13 protein-coding genes are annotated in these 15010 nt (G+C 68.4%); 12 read left to right on the top strand and 1 reads right to left on the bottom strand.

Features of this window, described 5'->3' with window-relative positions; all coding sequences use genetic code 11:
* Positions 1-118: 118 nt before the first annotated feature.
* The 8 genes from infB to truB all read left to right on the top strand — a co-directional run bounded on the left by infB (position 119) and on the right by truB (position 8799).
* Positions 119-3016 carry a translation initiation factor IF-2 gene (gene infB / locus ACY466_RS12535; protein ID WP_463245708.1) on the top strand — a complete coding sequence of 966 codons (2898 nt, stop codon included), beginning with the start codon at positions 119-121 and terminating at the stop codon, positions 3014-3016.
* Between the two features lie 101 nt (positions 3017-3117).
* The gene (locus ACY466_RS12530) at positions 3118-3408 is read left to right on the top strand and encodes a DUF503 domain-containing protein (protein WP_463245707.1); all 291 of its coding nucleotides are present in this window, start codon (positions 3118-3120) and stop codon (positions 3406-3408) included.
* A 14-nt stretch (positions 3409-3422) separates the two neighbouring features.
* Entirely contained in the window at positions 3423-3884 is a 462-nt protein-coding gene (gene rbfA / locus ACY466_RS12525) for a 30S ribosome-binding factor RbfA (RefSeq protein WP_463245706.1), read from the top strand.
* Between the two features lie 4 nt (positions 3885-3888).
* Positions 3889-4851 carry a DHH family phosphoesterase gene (locus tag ACY466_RS12520; protein WP_463245705.1) on the top strand — a complete coding sequence of 321 codons (963 nt, stop codon included), beginning with the start codon at positions 3889-3891 and terminating at the stop codon, positions 4849-4851.
* 20 nt (positions 4852-4871) lie between these two features.
* Entirely contained in the window at positions 4872-6212 is a 1341-nt protein-coding gene (locus ACY466_RS12515; protein ID WP_463245704.1) for an MATE family efflux transporter, read from the top strand.
* A 12-nt stretch (positions 6213-6224) separates the two neighbouring features.
* Positions 6225-7157 (top strand): metallophosphoesterase family protein, encoded by a 933-nt coding sequence (locus ACY466_RS12510; protein ID WP_463252264.1) that lies wholly within the window; start codon positions 6225-6227, stop codon positions 7155-7157.
* Complete coding sequence (locus ACY466_RS12505) at positions 7154-7837, top strand: 4'-phosphopantetheinyl transferase family protein (protein WP_463245703.1); 684 nt, start codon at positions 7154-7156, stop codon at positions 7835-7837. Before ACY466_RS12510 ends, ACY466_RS12505 begins: the two co-directional genes overlap by 4 nt.
* Before the next feature lie 44 nt (positions 7838-7881).
* Positions 7882-8799, top strand: coding sequence for a tRNA pseudouridine(55) synthase TruB (gene truB, locus ACY466_RS12500; protein ID WP_463245702.1), 918 nt, complete (start codon positions 7882-7884; stop codon positions 8797-8799).
* 10 nt (positions 8800-8809) lie between these two features.
* Here the strand turns inward: truB and ACY466_RS12495 are convergent, their stop codons facing one another.
* Complete coding sequence (locus tag ACY466_RS12495) at positions 8810-9484, bottom strand: metal-dependent transcriptional regulator (protein WP_463245701.1); 675 nt, start codon at positions 9482-9484, stop codon at positions 8810-8812.
* Between the two features lie 68 nt (positions 9485-9552).
* Here ACY466_RS12495 and ACY466_RS12490 point away from each other — a divergent pair, with 68 nt between their 5' ends.
* The 4 genes from ACY466_RS12490 to ACY466_RS12475 all read left to right on the top strand — a co-directional run bounded on the left by ACY466_RS12490 (position 9553) and on the right by ACY466_RS12475 (position 15006).
* A complete protein-coding gene (locus tag ACY466_RS12490) occupies positions 9553-10524 on the top strand; it encodes a bifunctional riboflavin kinase/FAD synthetase (protein WP_463245700.1) in 972 nt (323 codons plus the stop codon).
* A 167-nt stretch (positions 10525-10691) separates the two neighbouring features.
* Positions 10692-10961: a 30S ribosomal protein S15 gene (gene rpsO / locus ACY466_RS12485; RefSeq protein WP_463245699.1), complete on the top strand. Its 270-nt coding sequence runs from the start codon at positions 10692-10694 to the stop codon at positions 10959-10961.
* A 411-nt stretch (positions 10962-11372) separates the two neighbouring features.
* Entirely contained in the window at positions 11373-13643 is a 2271-nt protein-coding gene (locus tag ACY466_RS12480) for a polyribonucleotide nucleotidyltransferase (protein WP_463245698.1), read from the top strand.
* 46 nt (positions 13644-13689) lie between these two features.
* Positions 13690-15006 carry a M16 family metallopeptidase gene (locus ACY466_RS12475; protein WP_463252263.1) on the top strand — a complete coding sequence of 439 codons (1317 nt, stop codon included), beginning with the start codon at positions 13690-13692 and terminating at the stop codon, positions 15004-15006.
* Positions 15007-15010 lie beyond the last annotated feature (4 nt).

The raw sequence follows: 15010 nt of genomic DNA, 5'->3' as shown, positions 1-15010 counted from the left end.
GTACACGAATTCATGAGCACACCGTGAAGCACCGACGATGAACATCGTTTTCAGATAACCCGAGGTCGTGCGGGCCCCCCTGGAGGGAGCCACGCTCGACCTCTCAGTGAGGAGAGCAGTGGCAGGCAAGGCCCGCGTGCACGAGTTGGCAAAAGAACTCGGTGTCACCAGCAAAGATCTACTCGCACGGCTCAAGGAGCAGGGCGAGTTCGTGAAGTCCGCGTCGTCGACCGTGGAAGCACCGGTCGCCCGACGCCTTCGGGAGTCGTACCCCGCCGCCGGTTCCGGCGACGGCCCGGCGACCAGTGGGAGCACCGCCGGTAACGGCAAGAGCACGGGCAACGGCACGAGCACCGGCAACGGCTCAGCGCCCAAGCCGGGCGGTCCGCGTCCCGGACCCAAGCCCGCACCGGCCGCACCGGCCGCCGAGCCCGCGGCGGCCCCGGTCGAGGCTCCGGCGGCTCCGTCTCCGCAGCCCACCCCGGAACGTCCCGCCGCACCCGCGGCGGAGACCCCCGCCGCCCCGGCGGCGCTTGCGGCTCCCGCCGCACCCGAGGCGCCCTCCGCGTCGGCACCGGAAGCCCCGTCCCGGCCTGCGGCTCCCGGACCCAAGCCGGGTCCGAAGGCACCACGGGTCGGCAACAACCCCTACTCGTCCGCTCCGGTCGAGCGGCCCGCGCCGCGTCCGGCTCCGGGACAGAGCGCACCGCGACCGGGCCAGGGTGGACCCCGTCCCGCCGGCGGCGCTCCCGCGCCGGGTCAGGGCGGTCCGCGTCCGGCTCCCGGTCAGGGTGGCCCCCGTCCGGCTCCCGGTCAGGGTGGACCCCGTCCCGGCGGTCCGCGCCCCAACCCCGGCTCCATGCCGCCTCGGCCGACGCCCGGTGCGATGCCGTCTCGTTCGGCTCGTCCGGCCCCCGCTGCGGGTGGCCGTCCCGGACGTCCGGGCGGTGCGCCCGGCGGTCGTCCCGGCGGCGGCGCCGGTGGTGGCTACCGCGGTGGTGGCGGCGGTGCTCCCGGCGCTCCCGGCGCCGGCGCTCCCGCGGGCGGCGGTTTCCGCGGCCGTCCCGGTGGTGGTGGCCGTCCCGGCCAGCGCGGTGCAGCAGCCGGCGCATTCGGTCGTCCCGGTGGCGCAGTTCGCCGTGGACGCAAGTCGAAGCGGGCGAAGCGCGCCGAGTACGAGTCCATGCAGGCACCCGCCGTCGGTGGCGTGCGGTTGCCCCGTGGCAACGGTGAGACCATTCGTCTCGCTCGCGGCGCATCGCTGTCCGACTTCGCCGACAAGATCGACGCGAACCCGGCAGCGCTGGTACAGGCCCTGTTCAACCTCGGCGAGATGGTGACGGCGACCCAGTCGGTCAACGACGAGACGCTCGAACTGCTCGGCGGCGAGATGAACTACGTCGTTCAGGTCGTGAGCCCCGAAGACGAGGACCGCGAGCTTCTCGACTCCTTCGATCTCACCTACGGCGAGGACGAGGGTGGCGAGGACGAGCTCGAGCAGCGTCCGCCGGTGGTCACCGTCATGGGTCACGTCGACCACGGCAAGACCCGCCTGCTGGACTCGATCCGCAAGACGTCGGTGCGCGAAGGCGAAGCAGGCGGCATCACCCAGCACATCGGTGCGTACCAGGTCCTCACGGAGCTGGAAGGCGTCGAGCGTCTGGTGACCTTCATCGACACGCCGGGTCACGAGGCCTTCACGGCCATGCGTGCTCGTGGTGCGAAGGCGACCGACCTCGCGATCCTCGTGGTCGCGGCCGACGACGGTGTCATGCCGCAGACGGTGGAAGCCATCAACCACGCGCAGGCAGCCGACGTGCCGATCGTCGTCGCGGTCAACAAGATCGACAAGGAAGGCGCGAACCCGGACAAGATCAAGCAGCAGCTCACCGAGTACAACCTGGTGGCCGAGGAGTACGGCGGCGACACCATGTTCGTCGAGATCTCCGCGCTCAAGGGCACCAACATCGACGCCCTTCTCGAAGCGGTGTTGTTGACGGCCGATGCTGCTCTCGATCTCCGGGCCAATCCGGACATGGACGCTCAGGGTGTCGCCATCGAGGCGCACCTCGACCGTGGTCGTGGACCGGTGGCCACCGTGCTCATCGCCCGCGGAACGCTCCGCGTGGGTGACTCGATCGTGGCCGGCGACGCCTACGGACGCGTTCGCCGCATGGTCGACGAGCACGGCGCAGACGTCATCGAGGCGTTGCCTTCCCGTCCGGTGCAGGTCATCGGTTTCACCTCGGTGCCCGGAGCAGGCGACAACCTGCTGGTGGTGGACGAGGACCGCATCGCACGGCAGATCGCGGATCGCCGCAATGCGCGCAAGCGCAACGCGTTGGCCGCGAAGTCGCGCAAGCGGATCAGCCTGGACGATCTGGACGCCGCTCTGAAGGAGACGTCGCAGCTCAACCTGATCCTGAAGGGCGACAACTCCGGAACCGTGGAGGCTCTGGAGGAGGCGCTGGTGGGTATCGCGATCGGCGACGAGGTTCAGTTGCGCGTCATCGACCGTGGCGTCGGTGGCGTCACCGAGACCAACGTCAACCTGGCCTCGGCCTCGAACGCGATCATCATCGGGTTCAACGTCCGTGCCGAGGGCAAGGCGACCGAGTTGGCGAACCGCGAGGGCGTCGACATTCGGTACTACTCGGTGATCTACCAGGCCATCGACGAGATCGAGAAGGCTCTCAAGGGTCTGCTCAAGCCGGTCTACGAAGAGGTCACGCTGGGCCAGGCCGAGATTCGCGCGCTGTTCCGTTCGTCCAAGGTCGGCAACATCGCCGGTTGCCTCGTGACGTCGGGTCTCGTGCGACGCAACGCCAAGGCACGTCTGCTGCGTGACAACAACGTGGTCGCGGAACTCGTCACGATCTCCTCGCTGCGTCGAGAGAAAGAAGACGCGACCGAGGTTCGAGAAGGGTACGAGTGCGGTCTGACGGTCACGTACTCCGACATCAAGGTCGGCGACGTCATCGAGGCGTACGAACTTCGCGAGAAGGATCGGGACTGACCATCGGTTCGTAGCTCGGTCACGACGAGCGGACGTCACACCGGCGTCCGCTCGTCGTTGTCCCGGCAGTCGGACCTCGAACGGATCACGGGAGGTCAGCGGTGTACCTCGGTGCACTCGAGCTCGATATCCTTCTCGGTGACGTGCATTCGCTGAGGGAGAAGCGGTCGGTGATCGAGCCGGTCGTGGCCGCTCTGCAGCGCTTCGGTGTATCCGCCGCCGAGACCGGTGAACACGAGCGTTACCGTCGATCCATGCTCGGAGTCGCTCTGGCGACCTCCGGGGTGTCGCACCTGCACGAGGTGTTGGACACCTGTGAACGGCACGTGGCCGAGAGGCCCGAGCTGCAACTACTCGCCGTTCGGCGCCGGGTTTTCGGGCCCGAGGACTGAAGGAGAATCTTCTCGTGGTGGATCAGGCTCGAGCTCGCAAGCTCGCCAAGCGCATCGGCACGATCGTGGCGACCGCGGTCAGCTTCGAGATCAAGGACCCGCGACTCGCGTACATCACGGTGACGGACACCAAGGTGACGCCGGATCTGCACGACGCCACCATCTACTACACGGTGCGCGGTGAGACGCTCGAATCCGAACCCGACTACCAGGCGGCGGCGGCCGGTCTGGAGAAGGCCAAGGGTGTACTGCGCACCAAGGTCGGCGCCGGTACCGGCGTCCGTTACACCCCGACCCTGACGTTCGAAGCCGACACCGTTCCGGACACGGCTCGGCACATGGAAGAGCTGCTCGAGCGGGCGCGCCTGATCGACAGCAAGGTCGCCGAAGCCGCGGCGAACGCCACCCCGGCCGGCGATCCGGATCCGTACAAGAGCCCCGTCGAGCGAACAGACGCCGCCGAGAACGACCGCTGATCTGGTGACGGGCTTGGATGCGGACATCCGGAACGCCGTCGGTCTGCTGGAGCGGGCGTCGACGGTGACGCTGCTCTGTCATGTTCAGCCGGACGCCGACACCATCGGCAGTGCGCTGGCCCTGGCGATCGAGTTGGGTCGGCGCGGCAAGGTGCCGCAGGTGTCGTTCGCGTCTCCGGCGCAGCTGCCGGAATCGATGGTCTCGCTCCCCGGAGCCGAATACGTGACGTCGCCCGATCTCGTGCGGACCGACGCGGACCTCGTGGTCACCGTCGACTGCGGGAGTCGCGGTCGGCTCGGCTCCCTCGGGGACCGGCTGGACACCGCCGAGTCGCTGGTCATCGACCACCACCGGTCCAACACGCGATACGGGACGCACCACGTGCTCGACGTGTCGGCGGAATCGACGACCGCCGTCGTGGCCTCGCTCCTCGACGCGTGGGGGGTGCCGCTGGACCGTGCACTCGCCGAATGTCTGTACGCGGGTCTGGTGACGGACACCGGCTCGTTCCGCTGGGTGCGGCCGGGCACCCACCTGCTCGCCGACCGACTGCTGGCGACGGGAATCGATGCCGCGGACATCTCGCGGCGTCTGCTCGACACCCACCCGTTCGGATGGCTTCCCATGCTCGGCGCGGTCCTCGGCTCGGCTCGATTGCTGCCGGGCGCCGCGGGCGGCCGCGGATTGGTGTACGCGGTGGTCCGTTCCGAGGACGCGGACGGTCTGCGCCCGGAGGAGATCGAGAGCGTCGTGGACATCGTGCGCACCACGGCCGAGGCCGAGGTGGCCGCCGTGTTCAAGCAGAACGAGAGCGGGTGGGCCGTGTCGTTGCGCGCCAAGCACGACGTCGACGTGTCCGCGGTCGCCGGTCGCCTCGGAGGCGGAGGCCACAAGTTCTCCGCCGGATACACCGCTGCGGGCCCCATCGAGGCGAACGTCGACGAACTGGTGGTCGCGCTCGAGTGACCGCGGACGACGCTCCGGCGATGCAGACGAACGGCCGGGTGTCGCCGCGAACTCTGTTCGGGCTCGCGTTCCCCGCGCTGGGGGTCCTGGCGGCCGAACCGCTGTACCTGCTGTTCGACTCGGCCGTCGTCGGGCGCCTGGGGGCGCTTCCGCTCGCGGGTCTCGCGGTGGGCGGCCTGATCCTGTCGGTCGTCAGCACACAGCTCACGTTTCTGTCCTACGGGACCACGGCCCGGTCGGCTCGGTTGCACGGCGCCGGGCGCGACCTCGAGGCCCGGAACGAGGGCGTGCAGGCGACCTGGTTGGCGATCGGCATCGGGCTCGTCCTCCTTGCGCTCGTCCAGGTGTTCGCCCAACCGATCCTGACCGTGGTGGGAGGCGGGGGCGACATCACGGACCGAGCGGAGTCGTGGTTGCGCATCGCCGCGTTCGGCATCCCGCTCATTCTGATCACCCTCGCCGGAAACGGGTGGATGCGCGGTGTCCAGGACGTGGTGCGGCCCCTGCGCTACGTCGTGTCCGGGCTGGCGTTGTCCGCCGTGCTGTGTCCGGCTCTCGTCCACGGACTCGTCGGTTTCCCGCGCATGGGTCTCGAGGGGTCCGCGGTCGCGAACGTGATCGGCCAGAGTGTCGCGGCCGCTCTGTTCGTCTCGGCCCTGTTGCGTCGAACCCCGACGGGGGAGCGCACCGCACGTGGCATCGACCTCACCGTCATGCGGGCTCAACTGGTGATGGGGCGGGACCTCATCCTTCGCTCGATGGCGTTCCAGGCCTGTTTTCTCTCGGCGGTGACGGTGGCATCTCGGTTCGGCGCGGGGGCAGTGGGCGCGCATCAGGTGGTGCTTCAGTTGTGGAATCTGGTCTCGCTCATGCTCGATTCGCTCGCGATCGCGGCGCAGTCCCTGGTGGGGGCAGCTCTGGGTGCGCGGCGAGCGCGGGTCGCTACTGCGGTGGCGCGCAGTGTCACGCGGTGGTCGGTGGTGTTCGCGCTCGTGCTCGCCGCGGTGTTCGCCGCGCTGCACATGGTGCTCCCGCGGTTGTTCACCACCGACGACGACGTTCTCGGTCAGATCGCCGGCATCTGGTGGCTGTTCGCCGCCCTCATTCCCGTCGCCGGGGTGGTGTTCGCTCTGGACGGGGTGCTTCTCGGCGCGGGCGACGCCGCCTTCCTGCGCACCGCGACGTTGGTGAGCGCGATCGTCGGGTTCCTCCCGATGATCTGGCTGTCGTTGCTGTTCGACTGGGGTCTGCCGGGAATCTGGGTGGGTCTGACGGTGTTCGTTACCCTGAGAGCGATCGCAGTGGTCTGGCGGACCCTGTCCGGTGCCTGGATCAGGATCGGCAGCGACACGAGTCGATGAGAGGACGTGAGAGTGCCAGCCAAGTTGTGGGCGGTCAGCGACATCCACGTGGGCCACAAGGGAAACCGTCCGGTGACCGAGGCCATCGAGCCGGAGTCGCCGGAGGACTGGCTCATCGTCGCCGGTGACGTCTCGGAGCGGACCGACGACATCCGCTGGGCTCTGACGGAGTTGAAGAAGAAGTTCCACACCGTCCTGTGGGTTCCGGGGAACCACGAGCTGTGGACCACCGTGAAGGACCCGGTGCAGATGCACGGCGTGGCCCGGTACGACTACCTGGTGAGCATGTGCCGGGACATCGGTGTGCTCACGCCCGAGGATCCGTTCCCGGTGTGGACCGGGGACGGCGGACCGGTCACTCTGGTTCCGATGTTCGTGCTCTACGACTACACGTTCCTCCCGGCCGGTGCGACGGGAAAGACCGACGGGCTGGCCATCGCGCGCGAACGCAACGTGGTCGCGACCGACGAGTTCCTGATCACGCCCACACCGTTCGCCACCCTCGACGCCTGGTGCGCGGACCGGTTGACCACCACCCGTGCACGTCTTGCCGAGGTCGACCTGTCGATCCCGACGGTGTTGATCAACCACTGGCCGCTGGTGCGTCAGCCCACCGAGGTGTTGTTCTACCCCGAGTTCGCGCTGTGGTGCGGCACCGTCGAGACCGCGACCTGGCACCTCGACTACAACGCCCTGTGCGCCGTCTACGGTCATCTCCACATCCCGCGCACCACCTACTACGACGGAGTTCGGTTCGAGGAGGTGTCGGTGGGCTACCCGCGCGAGTGGAAACGGCGCGGTCTGCCCGATCCCGTTCTGCGGCAGATTCTTCCGGTCCCGGAGTACCCGCCCGGCGCCCTCAACAAGTGGGGTGGCCACTTCACCGTGACACCCGAGATGGAAGCCGAGGTCGAGAAGATGCGTGCGACGGGGGGTGCCCTGTGAGCAATCCGGACGGACTACTGCGGGGACTGCTCCCCCGCGGTGTCGCGGCCGAGGAGCTCTACGAGGACCCACCGGGTCTTCTCCCGCATCCTCGCGAGGCGCACCTCATCGAGAAGGCCGTGGACAAGCGCAAGCGCGAGTTCACCTCGGCTCGGCACTGTGCTCGCATCGCGATGGAGCGGATGGGAATCGAGCCCGCGCCCATCCTGCGCGGTGAGATGGGTTCGCCGCTCTGGCCGAGCGGAGTGGTGGGAAGCCTGACGCACTGCGACGGGTACCGGGCCGCGGCAGTGGGCTACGCCCTCGCGGTGCGCTCGGTCGGCATCGACGCCGAACCCCACGAGGCCCTGCCCGACGGTGTACTCGACGCCGTGAGCATCGAGGCCGAGCGCGCGGAGCTCGCGGCGGCCGTCGACGACGAGGTGCACTGGGACAAATTGCTCTTCAGCGCCAAGGAGTCGACCTACAAGGCGTGGTTTCCCCTGACCGGCCGGTGGCTCGGTTTCGAGGACGCCCACATCACCCTGAGGCGTGACGAGTCCGCCGAGGGAGTCACGGGGACCTTCCGCACCGAGATCCTGATCCCCGGAGACACGACCGAGGGCGCGCCGCTCACCGGTTTCGACGGTCGGTGGCGGGTGGCGGACGGACTGGTCGTCACCGCCATTACGGTTCGCTGACGCGAGTCGCACCGTCGGCGAGCCCGATGGCAGACTGACCTCCCGTGTCCGCGCATGTGAAGCCCCCCACCGGTCTCGTCGGCGCAGGTCTGCTCGTCGTGGACAAACCCGGCGGAATGACCAGCCACGACGTGGTGTCCGCCTGCCGCAAGCTTCTGAAGACCCGCCGCGTCGGGCACGCCGGAACGCTGGACCCCATGGCCACGGGCGTTCTGGTGCTCGGGGTCGAGCGTGCGACGAAGATGCTCGGTCTGCTGGCGCTCACCACCAAGGCCTACACCGCCACCATTCGCCTCGGCGCCGCCACCACCACCGACGACGCCGAGGGCGAGACGATCTTCGCCGCCGACGCCTCGCAGGTGGCGGACGCCGATCTCGACGCGATCGTCGCCTCCCTCACCGGAGACATCGAACAGGTGCCGTCGAGCGTCAGCGCGATCAAGGTCGACGGTAAGCGTGCGCACGCCCTGGTCCGCGGAGGGGAGGACGTGGTGCTCGAGCCGAGGCGGGTTCGGGTCGATTCCTTCGAGGTGCTCGACCGTCGCCGATCGGACGCCGTTCTGGATCTCGACGTGTCCGTGGAGTGCACGTCCGGGACCTACGTGCGCGCCCTGGCACGAGACCTCGGCCGCGCGCTCGGCGTGGGTGGTCACCTCACCGCGCTGCGCCGCACCAGGGTCGGGCCGTTCTCGCTCGAGCACGCCCGTACCCTCGGCGACCTCGAGGTGGACCCGACGGTGAGCCTCGACATCGACGCGGCCGCGAAGACTGCGTTCCCGCATCGGGACATCGACGCGACCGAGGCCGAGTCGCTCAGTCAGGGGCGGTGGCTCGACCCGGTCGGCATCGCGGGTGTGTACGCCGCGATCGACCCCGACGGCAACACGATCGCGCTCGTGCAGGAACGCGGCAAGCGGGCGAGTTCCGTGCTGGTGGTTCGGCCCGCGACACTGCGGGACTGACTCGGTCCGCTCAGTCCGTCGTCATCCAGATCGCCTGTGCGGCAACGTGTCCGAGGTCCAGGGTGGTGCCGTCCGGGCCCATGCGGACCTGGACGGTTCCGGCGTAGTCGCGGCGTTCGACCATCCGGATCTCCATGTCGAGCGCGATGCCGACCGAGTCGAAGTAGCGCAGCATGTCCGGATCCGAGTCGGAGATCCGGGCGACGTGTCCGTGGCGGCCTGCCTCGAAGTCGCTGAGCGGGATCGCCGGTGGGGCGGGGATGGTGCCGTCGATGGTGGGGATCGGATCACCGTGCGGGTCGCGGGCGGGATGGCCGAGCTTGGCGTCGATCCTTTCCACGAGCAGGTCCGACACCGCGTGCTCGAGGACCTCGGCCTCGTCGTGCACCTCGTCCCAGCCGTACCCCATCTCCTCCACCAGCCAGGTCTCGATCAGGCGGTGTCGACGGACCATGACCACTGCGGCGCGTCGTCCCGCCTCGGTCAGAGTGATGGCGCCGTAACGGGCGTGGTCCACGAGTCCCTGGTCGGCGAGCTTGCGCACGGCTTCGGAGACCGTGGACGGGGACACTCCCATTCGGCCGGCGAGCATCTTGGTGCTGGCGGGTTCCTCCGAGTACTCGCCGGCGGTCCAGATGACCTTGAGATAGTCCTGGGCGACGGTGGAGAGCGGAGGTGCGGACACGCCAGACAGCGTAACCGTTTCCGCACGCCCGGCGCGGCTGCCGCGGCGGCGGGCCGTAGGCTTCGGGTGTGCAGAGATGGCGAGGTCTCGACGAGGTACCTGCCGACTGGGGCAGGTGCGTTCTCACGATCGGTGTGTTCGACGGTGTGCACCGCGGACACGCCCAACTCATCGGTCGGGCCGTCACGGCCGCGCGGGCGCGCGGGGTGCCGAGCGTGCTGATGACCTTCGACCCGCATCCGATGGAAGTGGTGCGCCCTGGCAGTCATCCGGCGCAGTTGACCACCCTGGCCCGACGCGCCGAGTTGGCCGAGGAGCTGGGAATCGACGTCTTCTGCGTCATGCCGTTCACACCGGAGTTCATGAAGCTGACCCCCGATCGCTACATCCACGACATTCTCGTCGAGCGCCTGCATGCGGCCGAGGTGGTGGTGGGGGAGAACTTCACGTTCGGCAAGAAGGCGATGGGCGACATCGACATGCTGCGCACGGCCGGTGCCCGGTTCGGCTTCGCGGTGGACGGAGTGAACCTGCTGATCGAGGACGCGGTGACGTTCTCCTCGACCTACATCCGTGCGTGTGTCGACGCCGGGGACGTCTCTGCGGCGGCGGACGCACTGGGCCGGCCGCATCGGGTCGAGGGTGTGGTGGTCCACGGAGACGGCCGCGGCCGCACCATCGGGTATCCGACGGCGAACGTCAAACCCCCCATGCACGCCGCGATTCCCGCGGACGGGGTGTACGCCTCGTGGTTCACGGTGCTCGGACCCGGTCCGGTCATGGGCACCGTGACGCCTGGAATGCGTTGTCGCGCAGCCGTATCGGTAGGGACCAACCCAACCTTCTCCGGCCGCACCCGCACCGTCGAAGCCTTCGTGCTCGACGGTGACGCGGACCTGTACGGCCAGCACGTGGCGGTCGACTTCGTCGAACGGCTACGCGGGATGGAGGCCTACGCGTCGGTGGAGGAATTGATCGAGCAGATGGATCGCGACGTCGATCGCACCCGCGAGGTACTGGCGGGGGTCGACGGCGACTGAACGCCGACCGCCCGGTGGTCACGGGGGGCTCCCGGTCGCTGGTATCGTGGTGCGCTGTTGCGCGCTGCGGTTCGCGGTGGCCGCAACACCGAGGGTTCCGCAGGCGTTCGTCGCCTGCGCCCGTCGGCACCATCCACGCGCGAACGATATCCACCAGGAGTTCTACTGTGGCGTTGACCACCGAACAGAAGAAGCAGGTTCTCGGCGAGTACGGCTTGCACGAGACCGACACCGGTTCGCCCGAGGCGCAGGTGGCCATGCTCACCAAGCGCATCGTGGACCTCACCGAGCACCTCAAGGTGCACAAGCACGATCACCACTCCCGTCGCGGCCTGCTGCTGCTGGTGGGACGTCGTCGTCGCTTGCTGAAGTACGTCCAGAAAGTGGATGTGGCTCGCTACCGCTCGCTCATCGAGCGGTTGGGTCTGCGTCGATAGATTCGACGTCGATAGATTGACATCGCCGCAACTCGCGAACGCGCCGGCGAGAATCAGTGTCCGCACTGCTTCTCGTCGGCCGTTCGTGGTTGGGCGGTAGGGTCGCAAGTGCAGTAGACACACCGAACACCGGATCCACCGAAACACCGGATCCACCGATCACCGGGCCTGCCGGTGATCACGAAGTACATCAGCCGTTCGTGAACCCGTCGCCGGCGCGGCGTCGGTCCTCGGTAGTGGTCCTTCGGTCCCCGACTCTCGAGTACACCTCGAACGTCGGGTCCGACCGTGGGACTTCGATCGTGGGCCGCCTCCGCTCGCCGAGACGACAGGTCACGCCGCGCGCGAGCCACCGGGCTCGCCGTGCGCGCCCGGGTGGGCACGGCGAAGACGAGAGGACGAGAGAAACAGATGTCGCAGACCACCACCACCACCACCGGATCGGCCGTCGAGGTCGACGAAGGCGTGTTCGAATCCACCGCCGTGATCGACAACGGGACCTACGGCACCCGTTCCATCCGCTTCGAGACCGGCCGCCTCGCGCGTCAGTCGGCCGGCGCCGTCGTGGCCTACCTGGACGACGAGACGATGCTGCTCTCGGCGACCAGCGCGTCGAAGCACCCGAAGGACAACCTCGACTTCTTCCCGCTCACGGTCGACGTCGAGGAGCGGATGTACGCCGCGGGTCGGATCCCGGGCTCGTTCTTCCGTCGTGAGGGGCGTCCCAGCACCGACGCGGTGCTGACCTGCCGCCTGATCGACCGGCCGCTGCGCCCCACCTTCGTCGACGGCCTCCGCAACGAGATCCAGGTCGTCATCACGGTGATGAGCCTCGATCCGAAGGACCTGTACGACGTCGTGGCCATCAACGCCGCGTCCGCGTCCACGCAGCTCGCCGGCCTTCCCTTCACCGGTCCCGTCGGCGGCGTGCGCGTCGCCCTCATCGACAAGCAGTGGGTCGCGTTCCCCACCGTCGAGCAGCTCGCGAAGGCATCGTTCAACATGGTCGTGGCCGGTCGGGTCACGGGCGGCGAGGGTGCCGACGCCGATGTCGCGATCATGATGGTCGAGGCCGAGGCCACCGAGAACGTGATCGAGCTGATCGAGAACGGCGCACAGGCACCCACCGAGGCCATCGTGGCGGAAGGGCTCGAGGCGGCGAAGCCGTTCATCGCGTCGCTCTGCCAGGCACAGAAGGAACTCGCGGCTGCCGCGTCCAACACCGCGGGCGACTACCCGCTGTTCCCGCCGTACCAGTCGGACGTCTTCGACGCGGTCGAGGGTGCGGCGCAGATTCCTCTCAACGAGGCGCTGTCCATCGGCGGCAAGGCCGAGCGCGAGGCGAAGCTCGACGAGGTCAAGGGCCAGGTCCTCACCATCGTCGGCGACACGTTCGCGGGCCGTGAGAAGGAGATCGGTGCGGCCTTCCGTTCGTTGACCAAGAAGCTCGTCCGGCAGCGCATTCTGCGCGACCAGTTCCGTATCGACGGCCGCGGAATCACCGACATCCGTGAGCTGTCCGCCGAGGTGGCGGTCGTTCCGCGCGCCCACGGCAGTGCACTGTTCGAGCGCGGCGAGACCCAGATCCTCGGTGTCACCACCCTCGACATGGTCAAGATGGCCCAGCAGATCGACTCGCTCGGACCCGAGACCAGCAAGCGCTACATGCACCACTACAACTTCCCGCCGTACTCCACCGGTGAGACCGGTCGCGTGGGTACGCCCAAGCGTCGCGAGATCGGTCACGGTGCTCTGGCCGAGCGGGCGCTGCTGCCCGTGCTGCCCAGCCAGGAAGAATTCCCCTACGCCATCCGCCAGGTGTCCGAGGCCCTGAGCTCCAACGGTTCCACGTCGATGGGCTCGGTCTGCGCCTCGACGCTGGCCATGCTGAACGCCGGTGTGCCGCTCAAGGCTCCCGTCGCCGGCATCGCCATGGGCCTGGTCTCGGACGAGGTCGACGGGGAGACCCGGTACGTCGCGCTCACCGACATTCTCGGAGCCGAGGACGCGTTCGGCGACATGGACTTCAAGGTCGCCGGGACCAAGGACTTCGTCACGGCCCTGCAGTTGGACACGAAGCTCGACGGCATCCCGTCCCAGGTTCTCGCCGGCGCCCTGTCGCAGGCGAAGGATGCGCGGACCACGATTCTCGAGGTCATGGCCGAGGCCATCGACGCCCCCGACGAGATGAGCCCGTACGCACCGCGCGTCACGGCCATCAAGGTGCCGGTCGACAAGATCGGTGAGGTCATCGGACCCAAGGGCAAGATGATCAACTCCATCACCGAGCAGACGGGTGCCAACATCTCGATCGAAGACGACGGCACCGTCTACGTCGGTGCCGCGGACGGCCCGTCCGCTCAGGCCGCGATCGACATGATCAACGCCATCGCCAACCCGCAGTTGCCCAAGGTCGGCGAGCGCTTCCTCGGAACCGTCGTCAAGACCACCGCATTCGGTGCGTTCGTCTCGTTGCTGCCGGGCCGTGACGGTCTGGTGCACATCTCGAAGCTGGGCAGCGGGAAGCGCGTCAACAAGGTCGAGGACGTCGTCAGCGTCGGGTCGAAGCTCCGCGTGGAGATCGCCGACATCGACAACCGCGGCAAGATCAGCCTGATCCCGGTCGAGGACGACGCGACCGCCGCGACGGCCGACGCACCCGCCGAGGTGGGCGCTGAGTAAGAAGTATTCGAACGCAGCGGCGCAGCCGGAACTCTCGGGTTCCGAGCTGCGCCGTTCGCGGATCGGCGAGGGGAACGGGCCCGGCGTGCGTCGCACGGTGCTGCCCGGTGGCGTTCGCGTGGTCACCGAGTTCGTGCCCGGCGTACGGTCGGCGTCGGTCGGGGTCTGGGTGGCCGTGGGTTCGCGTGACGAGCAACCGTCCGTGGCCGGCGCGGCCCACTTCCTGGAGCATCTGTTGTTCAAGTCGACCCCGACGCGCAGTGCACTCGACATCGCCCAGGTGATGGACGGCGTCGGAGGTGAGCTCAACGCGTTCACCTCCAAGGAGCACACCTGCTTCTACGCGCATGTTCTCGACGAAGACCTGCACCTGGGTCTGGATCTGGTCGCCGACGTTGTTCTGCGCGGTCGGTGCCGGTCGGAGGACGTCGACGTCGAGCGGCAGGTGGTGCTCGAGGAGATCTCAATGCGAGACGACGACCCCGAGGACCTGTTGGGGGACGCGTTCCTCGAGGCGCTGTACGGCGATCATCCGATCGGTCGGCCGGTGATCGGCACGGTCGAGTCCATCGACGCCATGACGCGTTCGCAACTGCATTCGTTCCACACGCGGCGGTACGTCCCGCCGAGGATGGTGGTCGCCGTCGCCGGCAACGTCGATCACGACGACGTCGTCGCCGGGACGCGACGCGCGTTCGGCGAGTCGCTCGCCGGAGCGGCGGAACCGGCGCCGCGGCGCGGCGGATCCGGGCGCATGACCACGAAGCCGACGCTGAGTCTGACCACCCGCGACAGCGAGCAGGCGCATCTGTGCCTCGGAGTGCGGGGCATGGGCCGCCATTCGGGAAACCGGTGGGCGCTGTCGGTGCTCAACACCGCCGTCGGCGGTGGGCTCAGTTCGCGGCTGTTCCAGGAGATCCGGGAAGAGCGTGGCCTGGCTTATTCGGTGTACTCGTCCGTCGACACGTTCGCCGACACCGGCGCCTTCTCGGTGTACGCCGGGTGTCAGCCGGAGAATCTGGGCGAGGTGACCACGGTGGTGCGGGAGGTGCTCGCGTCCGTGGCCGCCGACGGCATCACCGACGCCGAGTGCGCTCGCGCCAAAGGGTCGATGCGTGGTGGTTTCGTTCTGGGACTGGAGGATTCGGGTTCCCGCATGAATCGGATCGGTCGCAGCGAACTGAACTACGGCAGTCATCGCAGTATCGAGGAGACCTTGGCCCGGATAGATCGGGTCACCAACGACGAGGTCCGCGATGTCGCGCGAACACTCCTGTCGCGGCCCATGGCCGCAGCGGTGGTCGGCCCGTACAAGAAGGTGGAGAAGCTCCCCGCGTCGGTCGTCGGCGCCGTCGCGGGGTGAGGTC

Source organism: Rhodococcus sp. K11/5 (genome assembly GCF_055193735.1).
Note: the sequence above shows the minus strand (reverse complement) of the source record. Positions and strands in the feature narration are given on the sequence as shown.